The following is a 22737-nucleotide window of genomic DNA, read 5'->3' as shown; positions in this document are numbered from 1 at the left end:
GGGCCCGGCCCCGTCTCCGGGCGGCGGGGCCGGCGCGGCGGCGGGGCCGGTCAGCCGCGGCGGTCGTCGCCGCCGAGCGGGCTGACCGTCCGGGTCGACCCGTCGTAGCTGCGGGCGGCGACGAAGGTACCGCCGGGGCGCTCGACGCCGGCGACCGCGCGGGCCAGCCGGCGGTCGGCGTCGCGGAAGCGCAGCGCCAGACTCAGGTGCGGCCGCCAGCGCCCGGGGGCGTGCCAGGGGCGCTGGCCCGGCGCCGCCGCCAGGACGTCCCACACCGACGCGTGCAGGGCGGTCAGCTCCGGCGACGGGCGCAGCAGCCACACCAGCGGGGCGCTGCCGTCGAGCACCGCGATCCGGTCCAGCCGCACCGGCAGCGGCAGCGCCGCGTCGAACAGTGCGGCCAGGCGCGGCCGGGCGCCGGGCGGGAACTCGTCGACGGCGGCGAGGGTCAGGTGCGGCCGGTTGGTCGGGTGGGCGTTGCGGGCCAGGCTCGGCAGGCCCGACGCGGCCAGCCGCTCCCAGGCGCCGCGCACGGCCGCCTCCAGCTCGGGCGAGCAGACCAGTTCGACCGTACGCACGCCGCCAGGCTAGCCCCCGGGGCACGGCGACGGGCCCGCCCGGGTCACGGTTGTGCCGGTCGGCGAAACGGCGTCGCGGCGGTGATGAAAAGCTTGACGGCATGAGTTCCGCACCCGTACGGCACGACCCGCCCACCGAGCCCGCCCCCGCCGCCCTCGACGACACGAGCGCCTTCGCGGATCTCGGACTACGCGCCGAGTTGCTGGGCGCGCTGACCGCCCTGGGCTACGAGGAGCCCACTCCGATCCAGCGGGAGGCCATCCCGCCGCTGCTGGCCGGTCGGGACCTGCTGGGTCAGGCCGCGACGGGTACGGGCAAGACGGCCGCCTTCGCGCTGCCGCTGTTGCAGCGGATGCCCGACGACCGGCCCGGCGGCGCCCCGGTGGCGCTCGTGCTGGTGCCCACCCGCGAGCTGGCGGTGCAGGTCTCCGAGGCGTTCCACCGCTACGGCAAGGACCTGGGCGCGCGGGTGCTGCCCATCTACGGCGGGCAGCCGATCGGCCGGCAGTTGCGCGCCCTGGACCTCGGCGTCGACGTCGTGGTCGCCACCCCGGGCCGTGCGTTGGACCACATCGCGCGGGGCACGCTCGACCTGGGCGCGCTGGCCACGGTGGTGCTCGACGAGGCCGACGAGATGCTCGACATGGGCTTCGCCGAGGACATCGAGGCGATCCTGGAGCACGCGCCGGAGCAGCGGCAGACGGTGCTCTTCTCGGCGACGATGCCGGCGCGCATCGACGGGCTGGCCCGCAAGCACCTGACCGACCCGGTACGCATCCTCATTGCCCGCGAGCAGCCGGTGGCCGGCGAGGCGCCCCGGGTGCGCCAGAGCGCGTACATCGTCGCCCGGGCGCACAAGCCGGCGGCGCTGGGCCGGGTGCTGGACGTCGAGTCCCCCACGGCGGCGATCGTCTTCTGCCGCAGCCGCGAGGAGGTCGACCGGCTCACCGAGACGATGAACGGCCGGGGCTACCGGGCCGAGGCGCTGCACGGCGGGATGAGCCAGGAGCAGCGTGACCGGGTGATGGGCCGGCTGCGTACGGGCACCGCGGACCTGCTGGTGGCCACCGACGTGGCCGCGCGCGGTCTGGACGTCGAGCAGCTCACCCACGTGGTCAACTACGACGTGCCGTCGGCGCCCGAGTCGTACGTGCACCGCATCGGCCGGGTGGGCCGGGCCGGGCGGGAGGGCGTGGCGATCACTCTCGCCGAGCCGCGCGAGCACCGGATGCTCAAGACCATCGAGCGGGTCACCGGTCAGCGCATCACCATCGACAAGATCCCGACCGTGGCGGACATGCGTACCCGGCGGCTGGAGCTGACCCAGGGCGCCCTGCGGGAGAGCCTGCTGGAGGACGACCTCGACCCGTACCGGGCGATCGTCGAGTCGTTGACCGACGAGTTCGACCTGGTCGAGGTGGCCCTCGCGGCGGTGAAGCTGGCGCACGAGGCGACGTCGCCGGGCTCGGACGACGAGGAGGAGATCCCCCAGGTTCCCGTCCGGGGCCCGCGCGAGGGGCGACCGGAGGCCGGCGGCCGGGGCGAGCGCCGGGGCGGTGCCCGGCCCCGCACCGGCGGCACCACCCAGGTCTTCATCGGGCTGGGCCGGCGCGCCGGGGTCCGCCCGCAGGACCTGGTGGGCGCGATCACGGGCGAGACCGGGATCAGCGGTCGGGACATCGGCTCGATCGAGATCGCCGACCGGTTCTCGCTGGTGGAGGTGCCCCAGGGCGTCGCCGACGAGGTGATCGCGGGGCTGCGCGGCAGCACCATCAAGGGTCGCAAGGCGACCGTACGCCGGGATCGTGACGTCGACGGCGGCGGCGAGCGCCGCTTCGACGGGGCCGACCGGCGCGAGCGCCGCGACCGGGACTTCGACCGGCGCGACCGCCGCTGACCCCGCACGTCAGGAAGGGCCCCCTGTCAACGCCTCGCGCGTAGCAGGGGGCCCTTCCTGACACCTCAGGCGGCGGTCAGCGCCGGGTCGGGGCGGGTGTCGGCGTCGGCCGGACGCAGCGCCAGGGCGAGCACGTCGGCGACGTCGGCCAGGGTGTGCACGGACAGCGCCTCCCGCACCTCGGCGGGCAGGTCGTCGAGGTCCGGCTCGTTGCGGGCCGGGATGATCACCTCGGTCAGGCCGGCCCGGTGGGCGGCGAGCAGCTTCTGCTTCACCCCGCCGATGGGCAGCACCCGGCCGGAGAGGGTGACCTCGCCGGTCATCCCGAACTCGGGCCGCACGGGCCGGCCGCTGGCCAGCGACGCCAGGGCGGTCACCATGGTGATACCGGCGCTGGGGCCGTCCTTCGGCACCGCGCCCGCCGGCACGTGCAGGTGGATCCGCCGTCCGGCCAGGGCGTTCGGGTCGAGCCCGAGGCGGCGCCCGTTGGAGCGCAGGTACGACAGCGCGATGTGCGCCGACTCCTTCATGACGTCGCCGAGCTGGCCGGTCAGGGTCAGCCCCGGCTCGCCCTCCATGCTGGTGGCCTCGATGAAGAGCACGTCGCCGCCCGCGCCGGTGACGGCCAGGCCGGTGGCGACGCCGGGCACGGCCGTCCGCTCCGCCGATTCCGGGGTGAACTTCGGCCGCCCGAGGTAGGTGGCGAGGTTGCCGGTGTCGACGCGGACCGGCGCCGGGTCGGTGGCCAGGGCCACCGCGACCTTGCGCAGGATCTTCGCGAGCGCCCGTTCGAGCTGCCGTACGCCGGCCTCGCGGGTGTACTCGCCGGCGATCCGGGCGAGGGCGTCGTCGGCGACGTCGACCTCCTCGGCGGTGAGCCCGGCCCGTTCCCGCTGCCGGGGCAGCAGGTGGTCGCGGGCGATGGCGACCTTCTCCTCCTCCGTGTACCCGTCGAGGGTGACCAGTTCCATGCGGTCCAGCAGCGGGCCGGGGATGGCCTCCACCACGTTGGCGGTGGCCAGGAAGAGCACGTCGGACAGGTCGAGGTCGACCTCGAGGTAGTGGTCGCGGAAGGTGTGGTTCTGCGCCGGGTCGAGTACCTCCAGCAGGGCGGCGGCCGGGTCGCCGGAGTAGCCGGCGGCGAGCTTGTCGACCTCGTCGAGGAGCACGACCGGGTTCATCGAGCCGGCCTCGCGCAGGGCGCGCACGATCCGGCCGGGCAGCGCGCCGACGTAGGTGCGCCGGTGGCCACGGATCTCGGCCTCGTCGCGTACGCCGCCGAGGGAGACCCGGACGAAGTTGCGGCCGAGCGCGCGGGCGACCGACTCACCGAGGCTGGTCTTGCCGACGCCGGGCGGGCCGGCGAGGGCGAGCACCGCGCCGGAGCCCCGGCCGCCGACGACGCCGAGGTTGCGCTCGGCGCGCCGGTTGCGCACGGCGAGGTACTCCAGGATGCGGTCCTTGACGTCGGCCAGGCCGGCGTGGTCGGCGTCGAGCACGGCGCGGGCGGCGGCCAGGTCGGTGTGGTCCTCCGTACGGGTGCCCCACGGCATCTCCAGCACGGTGTCGAGCCAGGTCCGGATCCAACCCGCTTCCGGGGAGGCGTCGCTGGCCCGCTCCAGCTTGCCGACCTCGCGCAGCGCCGCCTCGCGGACCTTGTCGGGCAGGTCGGCGGCCGCCACCCGGGCCCGGTAGTCGGCGGAGCCGTCCGGCTCGTCCTCGCCGAGTTCCTTGCGGATGGCGGAGAGCTGCTGGCGCAGCAGGAACTCCCGCTGGGACTTCTCCAGCCCCTCGCGGACGTCGGTGCTGATCTGCTCGGCGATCTCCTGCTCGGCCAGGTGGTCCTTCACCCAGCCGACGAGCAGTTCCAGCCGGGCGGTGACGTCCGGCGCGGCGAGCAGTTCGGTCTTCTGGGCGAGGCTGAGCCAGGACACGTAGCCGGCCGAGTCGGCCAGCTCGGAGAGGTCGGTCATCCGCTCGATGGCGTCGATGACCTGCCAGGCGCCGCGCTGCTGGAGCACGGACGTCATGAGGGCGCGGTACTCGCGGGCGAGTTCGCGGGCACGCCCGGCGGGAGCGGGTTCGTCGAGTTCGGTCGCCTCGACCCAGAGGGCGGCGCCGGGGCCGGGCACGCCGGAGCCGATCCGGGCGCGGGACAGGCCGCGGACGACGGCGGCCGGTTCGCCGCTGGGCAGCCGGCCGACCTTCTCGATGGTGGCGACCGCGCCGACGGGGCCGTACTCGCCGTCGAGGCGGGGCACGGCGAGCAGCGTGCCCTCGCCGGTGGCGCGGGCCGCGTCAACGGCGGCCTGGGTGGTCGGGTCGAGGGTCACCGGGATGACCATGCCGGGCAGGAGCACGGCGTCGGTCAGGGGAAGTACCGGGAGAGTTGCCATCGAACACCTGCTATCGCGTTGAGTTGAGCGTGTCCAACTCAAGTAACAAAGCGTTCCCCTTGTTCCGAACTGTGACCCAGACCACCGGCCGCCGCCGCGCTGCGCCCCGGACGCAGCAGCTCCCGCACGCCGCCGGCGCCCCCGGCGACCGCCACCGCGAGCGGGATCGCCACGCAGGTCAGCGCCAGTGCGGCGACGGTCCAGCCCGGCAGGCCGGCCACCGCGGCGACGCCCGTCAGCACGGCGAAGACGAGGAGCTTGCGACGGGTGCGGGCGATCGGGATCGCGACGGACATCGGGATCTCCCCTCCGTACGGGATCAGAGCAGGACGAGCAGCGCGGCGCCGACGGCCGCCGCCGGGACCGTGGTGACGACGGTGGCGAGCGCCGCCGAGTGCCGGCGCAGCGCGGCGAGCGGGATCAGCGCGTCCCCGTCCTGGCTGATCGCGTTGGCGACCAGAGTGGGCAGGGGCAGGCCGCCGCTGACGTACAGGCCGGTGAAGACGATCTGCACCGCGCACCCGGGGATCAGGCCGATGCCCGCGCCGACCAGCACGCCGACGAGGCCGGTGAGGGCGAGCTGGGAGCCGTCGAAGCCGGTCGTGGTCGTCACCACCTGCCAGCCGAGGTACGCCACCGCGACCCAGACGGTGACGAAGGACGCCTCGTGCGCGCTGTGCCGCAGCGTCTCCCGCAGCGAGCGGGGTTGCGCCGTCTCCAGGCTGTCGTCGGCCAGCCGTCCCCGGCCGGCGGCGAAGATCAGCGCGGCGGTCAGCGAGCCGAGCACCCCCAGCGCCAGGTACGGGTCGACGCCCCCGAAGGACCGGCTCAGCGCGCCCGGGTCGACCAGTTGGAAGACCACCGGCACCGAGACGGCGAACGCCGGCGTGGTCAGCCCCCAGAACGCCGTGGACGCCGGTACGCGCGGCAGCAGCCCGCCGAGCAGCCGTCGCGCCCCGGCGAGGTCCGGGCCGCCCACGGCCGCGAGTCCTACCGGCGTGGGTGCGGCGGCGACCCGGCGGTTGACCGCGCGGGCCGGATCGATGCCGAGCGCGTCGACGACGTACCCGGTCACCAGGCCGACCGCGAAGAGCAGTACGTGGATCTTCAGGGCGAACACGGGATTCCAGGCGAGCACCACCCACGACGAGTCCCCCATGGTGGCCGCCAGGGCGGCGACCACCGTGCCGAAGGAGACCTTCCCCCGGGCGTAGAGCGGCATCAGGACGATCGCCCCGCCGCAGCCGGGGCTGACGCCCAGCAGCGCACCGACCAGCGGGCCGAGCCGGGGCCGGCTGGTGAGCCCCTCGGTGACCCGGTCGCCGTAGCGCCAGCGCAGCCAGCCGAAGAGCGCCACCATCACGGCGACGTACACACCCACCTGCATGAACGCGTCCGCGAGCGGGCGGAGCACGAGTTCGGTCACGGCGCACCTCCTCGGGGTACGGCGTCGCCGGGGCCGCCCGCCGCTCGCGGACGCCCCCGGCACGACGGCGTCAGGTGAGCTTGCTCTTGACCTTGTTGACGGCGCCCTTGGCGAGGCCCGGGTTCGTCCCGTAGAGCCTCGGGTCGCCGGGCGGCAGGACTGGCTCGGGCGCGTGCGCGCGCGGGCTGTGGTCGTAGCGGAACTCGCCCTTGCCGTCGGGCGCCGGCCCGGACGCCCAGCGCCCCTCCGACGCGTCGGTGCCCGGCGAGAAGTCCAGGTACGTGTAGCTGAACTTCTCGGTGAACTCCTTGGAGTCCGGGAAGGCGTCGGGCACCGGCATCTCCTCCAGGCCGTCCTCCTTGAGCTGCTCGATGGCCGCCATCCACATGTTCTGGTGCATGGTGTCGCGGGCCAGCAGGAAGCGCAGCATGTTCTTGACCCCGGGGTCGTCGGTCATGTTGAACAGCCGGGCCACCTGGAGCCGGCCCTGCGCCTCGGCCGTGACGTTGAGCTGGAAGTCGGCCATCAGGTTGCCGCTGGCGGTGATGAAGTTGCCGTTCCAGGGCACGCCGGCGCTGTCCACCGGCAGCGCTCCGCCGCCGCCGTGGATGAAGTGCGCCGGGTTCGAACCGCCGTAGATCGCCCCGACCATCGGGTTGTCGTCGGCGGCCTCCTGCAACGACAGCGGGGCGTTCTCCAGCAGCCGCGTGATCATCGTGGCGATCATCTCGACGTGGCCCATCTCCTCGGTGCCGACGTCGAGGAAGAGGTCCTTGTACTTGCCGGGCAGGCGGCAGTTCCAGCCCTGGTAGAGGTACTGGTTGGCGACGGTCATCTCGCCCCACTTGCCGCCCAGGATCTCCTGGAGCCGGCGGGCGAACGCGGCGTCCGGGCCGTCCGGCTTGGCCTCGAACTGAAGGTCCTTGATGTGGCTGAACAACGTGTCCTCCTCGGTGCGGTCGGGCTGTCACCGAGGCGGTTCCCCCGACGGCCGGCCCTATCGGGCCAACCGGTGGCCCCGCGGGGACGGCCTACCGGCGCCGGGCACGGGCAGCACCACCTCGAGGGCCACTCCGCGCGGTCGCAGCCGGTGCAGGCGCAGCCGTCCGCCGTCGGCGGCGAGCAGCCGCCGGACGATCCACAGCCCGAGCCCGGAGGCCCCGGCGCCGGGGCCGGGGCGGCTCAGGGCCTCGACGAGGGACGGGTCGATCTTGCCCTCGTCGGTGACGACGATGCTCAGACCCCGGGGGCCGAGCGCGGCGTGGATGCCGATCCGGCCGGCGGCCGGGCCGTGCCGCAACGCGTTCTCCACCAGGTTGGTGACCACCTGCCGGGTCCGCCGCCGCGGCACCGGGCAGCCGCCGGCCCGCCGGGTCACGTCGATCAGCCGCCGGCCCGGCGGCACCAGGGTCGCCGCGCCGCGCAGGATCTCCGCCAGCGGCGCCGCCGGGTCCGCCGCCGGGGCGAGCGCACCGGTGCCGGCAGCCGCGTCCCGCAGCAGGCCCTGAAGGTGTACGGCCTGCTCGTGGGCCAGCGCCGTGATGGCGCGCCGGTCGTCGCCGGTGAGCGCGAGCCGGTCGTCCGCGAGGGCGCGGGTGAGCGAGGTGAGGGCGCTGACCGGGGTGCGGAACTCGTGGCAGAGCACGCGGAGCAGCAGTTCCGGGTCGGTGTCCAGGGCCCCCGGATCGGCGGGACCCGCCTCGGGTCCCGCCCACCGGAGCACCCGCAGCGGGCCTCGCCACCCGTGCCGTGCGCGCATCCGCCCGACCTCCCTCGTTAGGCCGCATGATCGGTACCCGCTCGGGAACGGACCAGGCATGCCCGCTCCCCCCGTCGTCCGGTTGGCCGTGGTCGACGACCACCCGCTGTTCGTCCGCGGGCTGGAGCTGCTGCTGCCGGCGACGACCGACGGGCGGGCCGAGGTGGTGGGCTCCACCGGCGACGCCTCGGCCGCCGCCTCGCTCGTCGGACGCTGCCTGCCCGACCTGGCGCTGGTGGACCTGCACATGCCGCCGCCGGGCGGGATCCGTGCGGTGGCGGCGATCCGGCGCACCACGCCCCGCGTACGGGTGGTGGCGATGTCGGGCGGGGAGGACCCGGCGCCCGCCCTGGAGGCGCTGCGCGCGGGCGCGGAGGCGTACCTGCCGAAGACCGCCGAGCCGGAGGAGTTGCTGCCCCCGCTGCTGGCCGTCCTGGACGGCTGGGCGGTGCTGCCGGGACACCTGCTGCGCGCGCTGCTGCGTTCCGGCCGGCCGGCACCGGTCGACCTCGACGACGAGGAACGGGTCATGCTGCGTGCCATCGCGCGGGGATGCAGCACCGTCGAGATCGCCGAACGGATGCATGTCTCGGAACGCACCGTGAAGCGGATGACGGCCGCGCTGCTGCGGAAGTTGCGAGTATCCACACGGGCCGAGGCGGCGGCGCTCGCGGGTCACGCCGGTCTGCTCGGCGACTGAACGCCGGGCTTTGCGCCGACCCGTTTTCCCGCCATAACACGACTCGCCGAAATGAGGACGACGCGCATTGTTGCGGATTCACCGTGGGATAGGTCAAACTTTGACCACACCCCGCCCCACACAGGGAGTAATTGACGATGGCGAGAAAAGTAATCACGGTCCTGACCGACGACCTCGACGGTGGAAAGGCCGACCGGACCGTCGAGTTCAGTCTGGACGGCGTGGCCTACACCATCGACGTCTCCGACGAGAACGCGGGCGTGCTGCGCAAGGCCCTCGACCCGTACATCAACGCTGGCCGGCGGATCGGCCGAGGGTCCGTCGACACTGGGCGGCCCCCTCGGCGGGCGGGCGCGTCGGGCGGCTCGGGAATGGACCGGGAGCAGAACCGGGCCATCCGGGAATGGGCCACCAAGAACGGCTACAAGATTTCCGAGCGTGGCCGCATCCCGGTCGAGGTCGTCGAGGCGTACAAGAACCGCTGACCGCCGGGCTCACGCTCGGGCTCGTGCGGGGTCACGCTGAGGAATCAGCGCGGCCCCGCCGGTCTTTTCCCACGGCGGACCATTCGCGGGGCCCGCACCCACCGGCGGGTCCATTCGCGGCCCGCTCCCATTGCACGCATCGGCCATCGGCGACGCCGGGGCGCTTCGAGTCGTCCCAGAACGCGCGTTCGCCGACCTCCCGGCCGTGACCATCGCCACGATCACACCGAGGCGCCCCGCGATCGTCACCCTTCCCGAGTGTAATGAGCGACAGCTTTGTCGAGCATTACCTGCTCGGATCTCGGGGGTGGCGGATGACGCGATGGTGGAGCCAGACGGCGGGCGGGTTGCCCCGCACCTTCTGGTACCTGTGGACGGCCACGCTGATCAACCGGCTCGGCAGCTTCGTCGCCATCTACCTCGGCGTCTACCTGGTCTCCGTACGTGGCCTCAGTCCCGCGTACGCCGGGATCGTGATCGGGCTGCACGGGGCCGGCAGCGCGGCCGGGGGCGTGCTCGGCGGGATCGTCGCGGACCGGTGGGGGCGGCGGCCCGCCATCTTCACCGGCAACGTGGCCGCCGCGGCGGCGGCGGTGGCGCTGGGCCTGAGCGGGCACCCCGTGGCGATGGCGGCCCTGACCCTGCTGCTGGGGCTCTTCCTGGGCGTCGCCCGGCCGGCCTTCACGGCGACCGTCATCGACGTCGTCGGCGAACGGGACCGTCTGCGCGCGCTGACGCTGAACTACTGGGCGATCAACATCGGGTTCGCGGTCGCCGCGACCGTGGCCGGCCTGCTGGTCCGGGCCGACCCGCTGCTGCTGTTCGCGATCAACGCGGCGGTGCTGCTGGGCACGGCGGCCCTGATCGGGCTCAAGGTGCCCGAGTCGCGGCCCGCCCCGGTGACCGTCGCGCAGTTCGCCCGCGCCGACTCCGCCGGGCTCGGCACCGTGCTGCGGGACCGGGTCTTCCTGGCGTTCACGGCCCTCACCGGCCTGGCCTGGCTCTGCATCCAGGGCAGCGTGATGCTGCCGGTGGCGTTGCAGGCCGACGGGCTGCCGACGTCGGCGTACGGGCCGGTCATCGCGGTCAACGGTCTGATGATCGTGCTCGGGCAACTCTTCGTGCCCCGGCTGGTGGGGCGCTTCGACCGCTCCCGCACCATCGCCGTCGCCGTCGTGGTGGTCGGCGTCGGCTTCGCCCTGACCGCCCTGGCCGACGCCGTCTGGTTCTACGCGCTCACGGTGGCCGTCTGGACGCTCGGCGAGATGTTGATGACCCCCTCGAACTCGGCGCTGACCGCGGACCTCGCGCCGGCCGCCCAGCGCGGCCGGTACCAGGGCGTCTATTCCCTCGGCTACGCGTTCGCCAGTTTCGCCGGGCCGACGGTGGGCGGGCTGGTCGCCGCCCGGTACTCCACCGACGTGCTCTGGCTGGGCCTGTTCGGGCTGGCTCTGCTGGTGGCCGCCGGCAACCTCGCCGCCGTACGGCCCCGGGCCCGGCGGATCAGCGCCCTGCGCGCCGCCGCGGCGCCGGCCGTCCCGCGGGAGGCGGCGACGCTGGCGTGAGCGCACCGTCCGGAGCCGGCGGGTACGTCCGCCGGCCCCGGGACGGCGGTCAGCCGACCTCGATGCGCACCACGTCGAAGGCCGGGGTCTGGTTGGCCCGTTCCATCATCGGCACCCGGTGCGAGCCGTCGCCGGCCCAGACCGCGCACTGGGCGGTGCCGGATCCGGGCAGGCCGGGAACCTGGATGGTGACGTCGTCGGGTTCGGCGCCACCACGGCTGTCCTCGGTCGCGACGAAGAACGCCGGCACCTCCTGCGGCTCCGGCGGCTGCCGGAGGCTGCCCAGCATCCGGCAGGCGGTGTGGAAGTGGCCGCGCACCAGCCCCTGGTCGTTGAGCAGCGAGCTCTCCACGTAGTACCCGCCCTGCCCGGCCGCCAGGAAGCGGTCCCGGACGAGGTTGCGGGTGGAGACCCGCAGGGTGAACGGCTGGTTGGCGCCCACCCGCTCGGGGAATTCGGTGATCAGCAGCGACGGATTGTTCGCGGCGGCACCGACCTCACCGAACGCGGTGCTGACGCAGCGGTTGCCGTTCTGGAAACCGTCGTGCGGCTGCAACCGGCTGTCGTCGCAGTCGTTCGCGATAACGCCCAGCCCGGAACCGGGACCGCCGTTGTTCCCACCGCCGTTGTTGCCGCCATTGTTCCCACCACCGTTGTTCCCACCGCCATTGTTCCCGCCGCCGTTGTTCCCGCCGCCGTTGTTGCCCGTCGGGGCGACCCGGCACTCCGCGAGCCGGGCCAGGCCCTGCGGCCGGGGGCCTGCCCGGTCGATCGCGATGGTGATCCGCTCCAGCGTGGCCCGCCGCTTGGCCGCCAGCGGCTGGAGGATCGAGGTACGCACGAACTCCGCGCCCCGCCGCCCCTCGGCGGCCAGCCGCCGGTCCGCCTCGGCGATCTGGGCCTGCAACAGGTTCAGGTTCCGGTCGACCTCGGCACGGGCGCGATCGGGCACCCGCGGGAGCTGGCCGGCCACGTCGGGGCAGGCCACGGCCGAGCCGCCGTTGTCGGCGCCGCCGCCGCGCGTCTGCTCGCACTCCGCGACCGTCTGCTGCCCGTCGCCCCAGTGGTTGCGTACCCACCGGCCGTCCTGCCAGGTCCGGCTGGTGCCGCGCCCGCTCGGCGCGGTCGCGCCGGGGCTGGGCTCCACGCAGGCGGCGGAGGCCGGCCGGGTGGTGGTCGACCGCCGGTCCTCGGCGGACGAGATCTGGGTGACGGCGACGATCCCGCCGAAGACGGCGAGGGTGCCGACGACGGCCAGCAGCCGCTTGCTCCGGGCGGTGCCGGACGACCGGCGCGCCCGTGTGGACCTGCGCATCGAATTGCTCTCCTTCGCGATCCGGTAGTTGATTCGAGACCTCGGCGGACCGACGGAATCGAGGGGGCGCACCCGACGGGAACCGTCGCGGCGAACCGGCGGCACGTCGATGACCGACGATGCCCTTTCCGCACCGTCTACCGCGTCACGGGACGCGGTCGGGGAGATCCTGTCCATTCCCGCAGGAGTACGGGACGCCCGGCGCGAAGGTTCAACGCGTTCCCGGGATTCCGGAAGGGGCTCTGCGCCGACCGCCGTCGGCGGAGGCCCGACCCGTGGCGCCCTCCGGGCGGCCGTGTCGCGCGGACCGGCCGCCGCCTCCGGGCGCTGGGCGGTGCCGTCCGCCCGGGGTGAAGCCGGTCAGTCCGCGCAGAGGTGGGCGAACGCGAAGCCGCCCGTCATCTCGTCGTGCCGCGACTGGAGCCGCCGGATCTCGGCGAACAGCTCGTCGCGGGGCGTCAGCACCGGCTCGGCCGCGTCCAGCGCGCGCAGGCGCTCGCCGACGGCCACCGCCGCCAGGTCCTCGGCCAGCCGCCCCGGGTCCACCCCGGCGGAGACCCGCCGCTCGCGCACCGTCACCCGCTCCACGAGGCAGGCGTCGGGGCGTACCTGCACCCAGCTCCATCCCTCGGCGGGTCCGTCCGCCCAGCGCACGTGCAGGCCCCGGACGATCGGGTCGGCCAGCCGCCGCGCCACGTACGCCTCGACGGCGGCGGCCCGGGCCAGGGCGCCGAGGTCGTTGACAGGACCGGTCCGCCCGTCGGGCAGCCGGCCGAGGATGTCGCGGAAGCCGACCGGCGGTGCCCCGGCGTCGTCGGGCTCCCCCGCGCCGAGGGCCGCGTACGCGCGCGCGTCGATCACGTACGCCACGATCCGGCGCCCGTGGGCCTCGGCCCGCAGCGTCGGCGACCCGATCCGCAGCACCGCCAGGCCGACCGCCTCGGCGACCGCGTTCTTGAGCCGCTCGACCCGCTGCCCGGCGGAGTTGGGAGGCGCGACGGGGCCGATCTCGACGGCGAAGACGGGCCGGGCCGTGTCGGCGGCGCAGACGACGAGGTCGTAGCCCTGTCGGCTGGCCGTGCTCCACTGGTTGCCGGTGACGCCCGGCGGGCGCCCCTGCACCAGCTCGCCGAGCCGGCGGGGACCGTGCACGAGCTGGTCGCCCCGGACGAGCAGCGGGCCGCGCCCACCGTCCCCGGCGACCGCGCGCAGCCAGGAGTCGCCCCCACCACCGGTGCCCGTCATCCGCCTGATCCGTCCGTCCCGCCGCCGGTCCCGGCCGACGCGTCGGCCGGGGCGAGTCTAGGCGGTCGATCATGACCGGCGTGGTGGCGGTGTCCCTCGGGCCGCAGGCCCGGAATTCGATTGAGGCTGCGCGCCCGTGCCGCTGGGATGGGCGGGTGAGCGTCTTCCTGAGCACCCCGCGGCTGGTGCTGCGCGAGTTCACCGCCGATGACGCCGACCTCCTCGTCGAGCTGGACGGTGATCCCGAGGTGATGCGGTACCTCACCGGCGGGCGCCCCACCCCGCCCGAGGCGGTCCGGGAGCGCGTCCTGCCCCGGATCCTCGCCCATTACCGACGGGCGCCCGGCCTGGGCTGGTGGGCGGCGCAGGACCGGGGCTCGGGCGCCTTCCTGGGCTGGTTCGAGTTCCGTCCGACCCGCGACGGCGACGCCCGGGAGGTGGAGCTGGGCTACCGGCTGCGCCGGGCCGCCTGGGGCGCCGGGCTCGCCACGGAGGGCTGCCGGGCGCTGATCGACAAGGGCTTCGCCGAGCTCGGCGTGCGGCGGGTCACCGCGAACACGATGACCGTCAACGCCGCGTCGCGCCGGGTGATGGAGAAGTCCGGGCTGCGGCTCGTCCGGACGTACGTCGGGGACTGGCCGGAGCCGATCGACGGCGCGGAGCACGGCGAGGTGGAGTACGCGCTGACCCGCGAGCGCTGGCTGCGTCGCGACGCCGACTAGGTGCGGCGCGGGCTACTCAGCGCCCATCACCAGGCCCTCGATGGTGTGCTTCTGCCGGATCGGCGTCAGGGCGTCGACCACCGGGCAGGGCAGGTGCGCGCGCACCTGCTCGGGCAGGCCCGCCCAGTACTCCCGGGTGACCGCCATGTCGTGGTGCTCGGCGTTGCCGGCTCCCGGCGCGTCGACGCCGAGCACCAGCACCGGTCGCGACAGGGTGGAGACGTTCGGCGTGCCGCGGTGCACGGTCAGCGCGGACCGGGCGGAGATGTCGCCGCGCCGCGGGTACTTGCGGACCGCCCGTTGCTCGTAGCGGGGGTAGCGCCCCCTCGGCGGGAACATCTGGTGGTCGAAGTCCCGCCCGTCGTCCCACTGGGTGCCCGGGGCGATCTCGAACGGCCCCATCTCCTCCACCGTGTCCACCATGGTGAGGTTGAAGGCCAGCGACGTCAGCCGCCGCTGCCGGCGGGTGTCCTCCGGCATCGGGAAGTCCCGGTGCCACGGCTGCATGACCGCGCCGGGGAACGGGATGTCGAAACCGAGCTCGACGATCTGGTAGTCGGAACCGAGCACGGCCCGGCACACCGAGACCACCCAGGGGTGGGTCACCAGGTCGACGAAGCCGCGCAGCTGCTCGGGGTGGATCTCCACGTACCACCGCTGCGGGCCGCGACCGACCGCGCCGTCGGGGCGGGAACGGGCCTCCCGGAAGGCGGCCTCGACGTCCTCGCCGACACGGTCCACCCAGTCCACCGCGAAGGCGCCCCGGCAGGCGGTGATGCCGTCACGGTAGAGCTCGCCGAGCGCCACCAGGGGCACCTCCTCCTCGGCGGGGGCGGCGGGCGGCGCGGGCGGGGTGGCGTGGGGCCTCATCGAACCTCCTGAGGGGACCAGGCGAGTATTACAACGTTGTAGAGCCGTCGCAAGGGACGCCTGTCCGGCGACCGGAACGCGGGTCAGGGCATGATCGACCGGTACGCCGGCGCTCGGCGTACCGGACCGGGGAGGTGCGCGGGCGTGCGCGTCGTGTCGTTGGTGCCGTCGCTGACCGAGGCCGTCGCCCTGACCCTGCCGGGTCTGCTGGTCGGCGCCACCGACTGGTGCACCCACCCCGCCGGACTGGAGGTGACGCGGGTCGGCGGGAGCAAGTACCCCGACCTCGACCGGGTGCTCGCGCTGCGCCCCGACCTGGTCCTGCTCAACGTCGAGGAGAACCGCCGCGAGGACGCCGACGCGCTGGGCGCCGCCGGCGTGCCGGTGCGGGTGACCTACCCGCGTACCGTCGACGAGGCGCTGGCCGAGCTGGCCGACCTGATGCGCGACCTGGGCGCCCCGGCCGAGCCGGAGTGGCTCGCCGTGGCCCGCCGGGCGTGGGCCGACCTGCCCGCGGCCCGGCCGGCCCGCCGGGCGGTCGTGCCGGTCTGGCGGCGGCCGTGGGTGGTGCTGGGCGCCGACACCTTCGCCGGCGACGTGCTGCGCCGGCTCGGCGTGACCAACGTGTACGCCGACCACGTCGAGCGCTACCCCCGCCCGGGCCTCGACGAGCTGCGCGCCCGCGCGCCGGAGCTGGTCGTGCTGCCCGACGAGCCGTACCTCTTCACCGCCGACGACGGGCCGGAGGCGTTTCCCGGCACCCCCTGCGCCCTGGTCTCCGGCAGGCACCTGACCTGGTACGGCCCGTCGCTCGCCGAGGCGCCCGCCGTACTCGCCGCGCAGCTCGCCGACCCCGTCGTGCGACCGAACTGACCCGCCGGGCCCCCGGCCTCGGCCGCGTTCGCGCCGTCAGCCCCCCGCGCGCCGACGCCGTTCGCGCCGCGCGTCGACGAGGCTCCACCCGATCGCGACCGACAGCGTCAGCACCACCACCGCGAGGGTCAACCAGATCGGCAGCTTCCCGACCGGCGTCTCGGCCAGGATCAGCTTCACCCCCGCGAAGGCCAGCAGCACGGCCAGCCCGTACCGCAGGTGGCCGAAGTGCCGCAGCAGGCCGGCCAGGCAGAAGTAGAGGCTGCGCAGGCCGAGTACGGCGAACGCGGTCGCCGTCCAGACGAGGAACGTGTCGGTGGTGATGGCGAGGATCGCCGCCACCGAGTCGATCGCGAAGATCACGTCGGTGGCCTCGATCGCGACCAGCGCCACCAGCAGCAGGGTGGCCCTGCGTCGGCCGTCGACCCGGGCGGTGAACCGGCCGCCGTGGTAGCGGGGCTCGGTGGGCACCAGCCGCCGGAACGCCCGGACCGCGACGTTGCGGTCGGGGTCGACGTCCGGCTCGCCGCGTACCGCCAGTCGCCACCCCGTCCAGATCAGGAAGGCGCCGAGCACGACGCCGGCCCAGGTCAGCCGCTCCAGCAGCGCCGCGCCGGCGAAGATGAACGCCAGCCGGAACGCGAGCGCACCGACGACGCCCCAGAAGAGCACCTTGTGCTGGTACGCGGCAGGCACCCGGAAGTACCCGAACAGCAGCGCGAAGACGAAGACGTTGTCGACGGAGAGCGCCTTCTCCAGCAGATAGCCGGAGAAGTACGCCCCGGCCGGCTCGCCGCCGCGCCACAGCCAGACCACCAGACCGAAGGTGAGCCCGGCGGTGATCCAGACGCCGCTCCACAGCAGCGCCTCACGCAGTTCGATCACGTGGTCGTCGCGGTGGGAGAACATGTCGACGGCGAGCATGACGGCGATGACCACGCCCACCGCCGCCCAGGCCCACAGCGGTGCCGCGAACGTCGCCTCGTCCACCCGGCGTCCTCCGCATCCCCGACGGCGGCTCCGCTCCCGGCGTACGGCCGGCGCACGCCCCGACTTGCCGGCGGGGCGGACGCCCCGTGAGGCCGGCGGCGCGGGTGCGCACGTGGCGCCCGGCACGCACTGGTGCCGGCGCGCCCGATGCCGGCGTACTGGCCGGACCACCCCGACCACGCCCGCGCACTGGTGTCCGGCGGCGCAGGGGGCCGTCCGGCGGCGGCCGGCGGCCTGAGCGCGTCCGATCCCGAGCCTAGGCGAGCCGACCACGGGCCGACGGCGGTCCGGACAAGTCGGGGCCGCCGACGTTGCGGCCCCGCGCCGACGTCAGGCGTACGGGCGGCCCACCGGGTCGGCAGGGCGGTGGTCGCCTCCCGCGGCGAACCCGGCCCCACGATCGGCACCCGGCGGGTCCCGACCCGCCTCGGCCCCGGGGCGGTCCGGACCCGCACGGCGTCGGCGGGTCCGGACCGCGGCCCTGTCAGGCCACCGGGGTGACCCGGTCGGCGTCGAGGTCGACGAGCGCGCTGTCGTCGACGTCGTAGGCGAGGGTGCTGGTCACCCGGACCACGCCGCTGACCTGCCCGGCGAGCCGGGCCGCCAGCTCGACGGCGCTGCGCCGGTCCAACCGGCCGTCGAGCGTCACCTCGCCGTCGCGCACCCGGACCGTGACCAGGCCGTCCCGCACGGCGAGCACCCGACGCAGCACCTCCTGCACCACGTCCTCGCGGATCTCCGCGTCGGTGCGCAGGTGCACCCGCAGCAGGTCGCCGCGCGTGACGATCCCGACGAGGCGGCCCAGGTCGTCGAGCACCGGCAGCCGCTTCACCGACTCCCGGTCCATCCGCCGGGCGGCGGCGGAGATCGTCGCCTCCGCCCAGGTCGTCACCGGCGGTGCGGTCATCAGCTCACGCGCCACCAGCGCGTCGGCCTTCTCCCGGGCGACGCGGCGACGGCGCCCCTCGAAGACCCGCCGCTCGTCCGGGTGGCCGGCCTGCTCGACCTTATGCAGGAGGTCCGACTCCGACACCACGCCGAGGACCCGGCGGAACCCGTCCACCACGGGCACACCGCTGATGCCCCGCCGGACCAACGCGTCGACGATCTCCCGGTAGGGGGTCTCCTCCCCCACCGTCGCGACCTCCCGCGTCATCACGTCGCCCACCTGCCACGTCCTCATCACGACCTCCCTGTCGTTTCACCTGCGACGCTACGGCCGGGTCGGCCCGCCGGGTCAGGGCCGCCGGACCGGGCCGGAAGGGGTCCAAGGTCCCGGTCCGTTGGGGCCCGGTCGGCCCTGCCCCGCCGACGCCGGCAGGCGTCCAATGGAGATGCCACCGGGAAAGCGCGGTGCGAGGCACACGAAGGGACGTGGAGACAATGACCGCGACGATCGAGCGCACCACCGCCAGGACCGACGCTCCCGTGGCGGAGACGCGGCACGAGACCACCAGGCAACGGGCGGCCCGGTACGTCTTCGCCGGCATCCGGATCGCCCTCGGCTGGACCTTCCTCTGGGCGTTCCTGGACAAGGTCTTCGGCCTGGGCTTCGCCACCGAGGCGAAGAACGCCTGGATCAACGGCGGCAGCCCCACCAAGGGCTTCCTGACCTTCGGTGCCGCGGGTCCGTTCGCGGACTTCTACCACGGCATCGCCGGGGCCGCCTGGGCCGACGTGCTCTTCATGACCGGCCTGGCCGCGATCGGCGTGGCGCTGCTGCTCGGCATCGGGATGCGCGTCGCCGCGGTCGCCGGCGCGGTGCTCTACGTGATGATGTGGACGGTCGTCCTGCCTCCCGAGAACAACCCCTTCATGGACGACCACCTGCTCAACGCGGCGCTGCTGGTCGGTCTCGCCCTGGTCAACGCCGGCGCGACCCTCGGCCTGGGCAGGGCGTGGGCGAAGCTCCCGATCGTGCGGCGGTTCCCCTGGCTGCGGTGACCGGGTACGGCATCTCCCCCGCAAGCGGGCGTCACCACCGGTGGCGCCCGCTTCCGCGTGCCCGCCCGGCCAGCTCGCCTGCCCGCCCGGCCAGCCCGCGGTCGCGCCCCGGCCGCCTCACGTGCTCGCCCCACCGCCTCACGCGCTCGCCCGAACGTCTCCCGTACCCGGCCCGACTGCCGGCCGGCGCGCCGCCCCGAACCCGTCGGGCGTTCCGGGCGGGACCGCCACGCGGCGCCCGATCGCCATCGGGCAGGATCTCGGGTGACGGACATCAGGACCGAAACGGTAGGAGACTCCCGAATGAACCAGGCAGCAGGCGCCCGCTCGGGCAAGCCCGAGGTGGGTCCGATCGAGGGCGCGCCCCCGGCCGATCTCGTCATCGACGACATCACCGTCGGCGAGGGGCCGGAGGCCCAGCCGGGACAGCTGGCCAGCGTCCACTACGTGGGGGTCGCACACTCCACCGGTCGCGAGTTCGACGCCTCGTGGAACCGGGGCGAGGCGTTCGAGTTCCCGCTGGGCGGCGGGCAGGTCATCTCCGGCTGGGACCGGGGCGTCGTGGGCATGCGGGTCGGCGGCCGGCGCCGCCTGACCATCCCGCCGCACCTGGGTTACGGCGACCGGGGCGCCGGCGGCGTCATCAAGCCGGGCGAGACGCTCGTCTTCGTCGTCGACCTGCTCGGCGTGCGCTGAGCGCGAAGCGATCCACCGATCGGACGGTCGGACCCCGGGCGCGCGGCTGACCGCACGGCGGCGGGCCGGTCACCGCAGCGGGCGACCGGCCCGACCACCGGCCGGTGCCGCCTGCGAGCGGCCCGTCGGGCGCAAACGGCGAAGGGCCGGTCGGTGCGGACGGCGGACCACGGGTCGGTGCGGGCGGCGTACGGCGCCGTCGGCACCGGCCCGCACGCGTACGGCGCCCGGGCTCCGCAGGTCTCGCGGCCGGTAGGTCGCACCGGCGGCACCTCGGTCAGCAGGGCACCAGCTCCCGGTCGGCGCACAGATCCATGATCGGGATGACCCGGTGCAGGCCGGTGGCCCGCAGCACCCGATCGACGACCGGGTCGGGACGGAGCAGCACCAGCTCCCCGCCCCGGGCGCGGACGCGCAGGTGCGCGGCGACCAGCGCCCGCACCCCCGCGGCGGAGAGCAGGCGGACGCCGGAGAGGTCCAGTCGGAGCACGGGCCGGGGCGGGGCGTCCCAGAGCGCGGAGCGGAAGGCGCCGACCGTGGCGATGTCGACCTCGCCGGTCGCCCGCACCTCCACCTCGTGGTCGGCCACGGTGATCTCCATGTGGAGCCGGTCGTCGCGCTGTCGCATACCGACGAACCTATCCCCCACCACCGACATTTCCGCCCTGCTGAGGGACCGGATCCGGGTACGCCCAGGGTCTACCCGGAGACTCCCGGATCCTCCTCAGGGAGGACGCCCGCAGGGCCTGTGGGCTGCGACATCGGCGGGCGAGAATGGGGCATGGTCCCTCGCCGCCCCCGTGCGCCCCGGCTGATCCGCCCCGTCCGCGAACCCGCCACCGTGCCGCCGCCGCTCGACGGTCCGTGGGCGCCCGCCGACCGACGGCTCGACGCCGTCGAGCTGCTGCCCCTGCCGGCTGGCGTGTCCGGCCCGGAGGACGTGGTCGTCGACCCGTCCGGCCGGGTCGTCAGCGGGTCGGAGGACGGCAGGCTCTGGTGGTGGCCGGTGGACGCGCCGCCCGGCACCCTCCCCCGGCCGCTCGCCGACACCGGGGGCCGACCGCTGGGCGTGGAGGTCGACCCGCGCGACGGCAGCCTCGTGGTCTGCGACGCGTACCGGGGGTTGCTGCGGGTGACCGGTGACGGGGCGGTACGCGAGTTGGGCGGGCTCGGGGCGAGGGCGCACCTCGCCGACAACGCCACCGTCGCCCGCGACGGGACGGTCTACTTCACCGACTCCTCCGACCGCTTCCCGCTCTCGCACTGGAAGCGGGACCTGCTGGAGCATCGGCCCAACGGGCGGGTGCTGGCGTACGACCCGCGCAGCGGACGCACCGACGTCGTCCGCGCCGGGTTCCACTTCCCCAACGGGCTCGCGCTCACCCCGGACGAGTCGGCGCTGATGCTGGTCGAGACCGCCACCCACCGGCTGGTGCGGGTCGCCCTGGCCGACGGCGCGGTCACCGTCCTGGCCGACCTGCCGGCATACCCGGACAACCTCACCCCGGTGGGCGACGGGACGTACTGGATCGCGCTGCCCAGCCCCCGGGTGCCGGTGGTCGAGCGGCTACTGCCCCACCCCCGGCTGCGGCAGCTGGTGGCGGTGCTGCCGGCGGCGGTGCAGCCGAAGCCGCTGCGCTACGGCCTGGTGGCCCTCGTCGATGGCGAGGGGCGGGTGCTGCGCACCCTGCACGGCCCGCGCGGGACGTACGACATGATCACCGGCGTCCGTCAGCACGGCGGGCACCTGTGGCTGGGCAGCCTCACGGGCCCCGGGGTGGCCCGGGTGCCGCTGGGCTGAGCCGCGCGACGACCGGCACGCCCGGGACCGGCCCGCGTGGCGGCGGACCGGTCCGGCGGGTGTGCGTACGGTCTGGTCAGCCGCCGCGCACGGACGGTGCCGGCGCCGGCGAGCCCCCGGCCACCGCGCCCGGGTGCGGCACGGCCGACGGGGACGGCCGCAGCCCGGCCGGCACGGGCAGCGCGCTGCCCTTGACGAACTCGTCCCAGCTGACGTTCCAGGCCGTCCAGCCGTTGCCCTCGTTCAACTCGACCTCGGTGCCCTTGATGGTGACCAGGTCGCCGACCTGCGTGACGCCCATCAGCCAGTCCGCGGCCTCGTTGGACACGTTGGTGCAGCCGTGCGAGACGTTGGTGTTGCCCTGGTCCCCCACCGACCACGGCGCGGCGTGGATGAACTCGCCGCCCCAGGTGAGCCGCTGGGCGTCCTCGACGTCGACCACGTAGGGGTCGGCCGAACCCCGGGTGTCGAACGTCGTGAAGTCGTGCTTCTCCATGATCACCATCTTGCCGCTGGAGGTCGGCGTGCTCGGCTTGCCCATGCTGACGGGGATCTTGCGGACCACCTTGCCGTCCCGCAGCACCGACATCTGCTTGGTCGCGTTGTCGATCTCCAGGGCGACCTGCCGTCCGATCTTCGAGGTGGCGGTGCGGTCGGAGTCGCCGACCCGCTCCTTGCCGATCGGCAGGCCCTCCAGCCCGGCGCGGACGCTGATGCTGGTTCCTGGCCGCCAGAAATCGGGGGCCCGGTAATAGGCCTGGCTGCCGTCGGACACCCACGACCAGGCGCCCGGCTGCGGCGGATCCGTCTTCACGAACAATCGGCGCTGCACGTCGGCCCTGGCCTCTTTCGGAATGGGCGGGTCGAAAGCCACGGTCACCGGCATGGCGGTGCCGTACGTCCGATCACCGGCGAAGTACAGCGTGCTGGTGACTTCCGGCTTCGTCGGTTTCGGCATCGTGGTGAAGGTGGTCTTCCGGGTGGTCGTCGTTCCCGAGTCACCCGTGGCGGTCACCTCCGCGGTGTACGTGCGCTTCGGCTGCAACGGCGCCTTCGGCACCCAGCCCGAGCCGTCCTCGCGGGGCTCCGCCTCGACCCGAGCGCCCTTGTCGTCGGTGATCCGGACGGCGGTCACCTTGCCGTTCCTGACCGCGGTCCCCACCTCGGCGGTGATCGGCACCTCCCGGGCGCGGTCGGCGGGCGTCACGGTCAACTCCAGTGCGGCCGCGGCCCGTTCCTCGGCCGGCCGGGCGCCCGGTTTGCGGTCGGCGGTGCACCCGCCGAGGGCCAACGGCGCGGCCGCGATCGTCACGGCCAGCACCGCCAGTCGCCGCCTCAACTCCATGATGCGTCCCCCCGTTAATTGGTGTCCCTCAGCCACATTCTCTCCACGCCCCGTCGCATGGGAGCGCAATTTCGACGGAAATGAAGACGCAATTTCGGGAAGCATTTCCCGCCCTGCACGGAATGGGGC

The 22737-nt window shown here is 74.5% G+C and carries 22 protein-coding genes; 9 read left to right on the top strand and 13 right to left on the bottom strand.

Translation table 11 applies throughout. The features are described 5' to 3' along the window. Positions 1–50 precede the first annotated feature (50 nt). A complete protein-coding gene (locus AC5L34_RS20810; RefSeq protein WP_441176565.1) occupies positions 51–578 on the bottom strand; it encodes a 2'-5' RNA ligase family protein in 528 nt (175 codons plus the stop codon). Positions 579–679: 101 nt separating this feature from the next. Here AC5L34_RS20810 and AC5L34_RS20805 point away from each other — a divergent pair, with 101 nt between their 5' ends. Continuing rightward, positions 680–2476 (top strand): DEAD/DEAH box helicase, encoded by a 1797-nt coding sequence (locus AC5L34_RS20805; protein ID WP_494826519.1) that lies wholly within the window; start codon positions 680–682, stop codon positions 2474–2476. 65 nt (positions 2477–2541) lie between these two features. Here the strand turns inward: AC5L34_RS20805 and lon are convergent, their stop codons facing one another. From lon to AC5L34_RS20780, 5 genes are all read right to left on the bottom strand, one after another. Next, the gene (lon, locus tag AC5L34_RS20800) at positions 2542–4872 is read right to left on the bottom strand and encodes an endopeptidase La (protein ID WP_494826517.1); all 2331 of its coding nucleotides are present in this window, start codon (positions 4870–4872) and stop codon (positions 2542–2544) included. A gap of 38 nt (positions 4873–4910) precedes the next feature. After that, positions 4911–5168: a hypothetical protein gene (locus AC5L34_RS20795; protein WP_494826515.1), complete on the bottom strand. Its 258-nt coding sequence runs from the start codon at positions 5166–5168 to the stop codon at positions 4911–4913. Positions 5169–5191: 23 nt separating this feature from the next. Continuing rightward, complete coding sequence (locus AC5L34_RS20790; RefSeq protein WP_494826513.1) at positions 5192–6298, bottom strand: putative manganese transporter; 1107 nt, start codon at positions 6296–6298, stop codon at positions 5192–5194. Between the two features lie 70 nt (positions 6299–6368). Continuing rightward, positions 6369–7238, bottom strand: coding sequence for a manganese catalase (locus AC5L34_RS20785; protein WP_357720787.1), 870 nt, complete (start codon positions 7236–7238; stop codon positions 6369–6371). Positions 7239–7295: 57 nt separating this feature from the next. Continuing rightward, entirely contained in the window at positions 7296–8057 is a 762-nt protein-coding gene (locus tag AC5L34_RS20780) for a sensor histidine kinase (RefSeq protein ID WP_441176572.1), read from the bottom strand. A gap of 58 nt (positions 8058–8115) precedes the next feature. Between AC5L34_RS20780 and AC5L34_RS20775 the strand changes: the two genes are divergently transcribed. The 3 genes from AC5L34_RS20775 (at position 8116) to AC5L34_RS20765 (ending at position 10807) form a co-directional block, all read left to right on the top strand. Beyond that, positions 8116–8757 (top strand): response regulator, encoded by a 642-nt coding sequence (locus tag AC5L34_RS20775; RefSeq protein ID WP_441176573.1) that lies wholly within the window; start codon positions 8116–8118, stop codon positions 8755–8757. A 137-nt stretch (positions 8758–8894) separates the two neighbouring features. Beyond that, positions 8895–9242 carry a histone-like nucleoid-structuring protein Lsr2 gene (locus AC5L34_RS20770; RefSeq protein ID WP_441176574.1) on the top strand — a complete coding sequence of 116 codons (348 nt, stop codon included), beginning with the start codon at positions 8895–8897 and terminating at the stop codon, positions 9240–9242. Between the two features lie 314 nt (positions 9243–9556). Further along, positions 9557–10807 carry an MDR family MFS transporter gene (locus AC5L34_RS20765; protein ID WP_494826510.1) on the top strand — a complete coding sequence of 417 codons (1251 nt, stop codon included), beginning with the start codon at positions 9557–9559 and terminating at the stop codon, positions 10805–10807. A gap of 49 nt (positions 10808–10856) precedes the next feature. Here the strand turns inward: AC5L34_RS20765 and AC5L34_RS20760 are convergent, their stop codons facing one another. Beyond that, entirely contained in the window at positions 10857–12122 is a 1266-nt protein-coding gene (locus tag AC5L34_RS20760) for a hypothetical protein (protein ID WP_494826508.1), read from the bottom strand. Between the two features lie 360 nt (positions 12123–12482). Beyond that, on the bottom strand, positions 12483–13367 hold the full coding sequence (locus tag AC5L34_RS20755; RefSeq protein ID WP_441176578.1) for a hypothetical protein: 885 nt from the start codon (positions 13365–13367) through the stop codon (positions 12483–12485). Between the two features lie 155 nt (positions 13368–13522). Here AC5L34_RS20755 and AC5L34_RS20750 point away from each other — a divergent pair, with 155 nt between their 5' ends. Next, positions 13523–14089 (top strand): GNAT family N-acetyltransferase, encoded by a 567-nt coding sequence (locus AC5L34_RS20750; protein ID WP_441176580.1) that lies wholly within the window; start codon positions 13523–13525, stop codon positions 14087–14089. Positions 14090–14101: 12 nt separating this feature from the next. On the opposite strand, the gene AC5L34_RS20745 is transcribed toward AC5L34_RS20750, so the two are convergent. Beyond that, entirely contained in the window at positions 14102–14959 is an 858-nt protein-coding gene (locus tag AC5L34_RS20745) for a phytanoyl-CoA dioxygenase family protein (protein ID WP_494826506.1), read from the bottom strand. Positions 14960–15103: 144 nt separating this feature from the next. Here AC5L34_RS20745 and AC5L34_RS20740 point away from each other — a divergent pair, with 144 nt between their 5' ends. After that, complete coding sequence (locus AC5L34_RS20740; protein ID WP_441176582.1) at positions 15104–15832, top strand: helical backbone metal receptor; 729 nt, start codon at positions 15104–15106, stop codon at positions 15830–15832. Positions 15833–15868: 36 nt separating this feature from the next. Here the strand turns inward: AC5L34_RS20740 and AC5L34_RS20735 are convergent, their stop codons facing one another. Together AC5L34_RS20735 and AC5L34_RS20730 are read right to left on the bottom strand one after the other, a co-directional pair. Beyond that, complete coding sequence (locus AC5L34_RS20735) at positions 15869–16756, bottom strand: TerC family protein (RefSeq protein ID WP_441176688.1); 888 nt, start codon at positions 16754–16756, stop codon at positions 15869–15871. A 550-nt stretch (positions 16757–17306) separates the two neighbouring features. After that, complete coding sequence (locus AC5L34_RS20730; protein ID WP_441176585.1) at positions 17307–18005, bottom strand: CBS domain-containing protein; 699 nt, start codon at positions 18003–18005, stop codon at positions 17307–17309. Between the two features lie 191 nt (positions 18006–18196). On the opposite strand from AC5L34_RS20730, the gene AC5L34_RS20725 reads away from it, so the two are divergent. Further along, positions 18197–18766, top strand: coding sequence for a hypothetical protein (locus tag AC5L34_RS20725; protein WP_441176591.1), 570 nt, complete (start codon positions 18197–18199; stop codon positions 18764–18766). A 303-nt stretch (positions 18767–19069) separates the two neighbouring features. Continuing rightward, the gene (locus tag AC5L34_RS20720) at positions 19070–19462 is read left to right on the top strand and encodes an FKBP-type peptidyl-prolyl cis-trans isomerase (RefSeq protein ID WP_357720756.1); all 393 of its coding nucleotides are present in this window, start codon (positions 19070–19072) and stop codon (positions 19460–19462) included. Between the two features lie 277 nt (positions 19463–19739). Here the strand turns inward: AC5L34_RS20720 and AC5L34_RS20715 are convergent, their stop codons facing one another. Next, entirely contained in the window at positions 19740–20090 is a 351-nt protein-coding gene (locus AC5L34_RS20715; protein WP_441176592.1) for an STAS domain-containing protein, read from the bottom strand. A gap of 153 nt (positions 20091–20243) precedes the next feature. On the opposite strand from AC5L34_RS20715, the gene AC5L34_RS20710 reads away from it, so the two are divergent. Then, positions 20244–21263: an SMP-30/gluconolactonase/LRE family protein gene (locus AC5L34_RS20710; protein ID WP_494826502.1), complete on the top strand. Its 1020-nt coding sequence runs from the start codon at positions 20244–20246 to the stop codon at positions 21261–21263. A gap of 76 nt (positions 21264–21339) precedes the next feature. Here the strand turns inward: AC5L34_RS20710 and AC5L34_RS20705 are convergent, their stop codons facing one another. Then, a complete protein-coding gene (locus AC5L34_RS20705; RefSeq protein ID WP_494826500.1) occupies positions 21340–22608 on the bottom strand; it encodes a L,D-transpeptidase in 1269 nt (422 codons plus the stop codon). Between the last annotated feature and the right edge of the window lie 129 nt (positions 22609–22737).

The sequence above is a fragment of the Micromonospora sp. ZG13 genome (assembly GCF_059359355.1).
The sequence above is the reverse complement of the archived record's forward strand: the minus strand, read 5'-3'. Positions and strand labels throughout refer to the sequence as shown.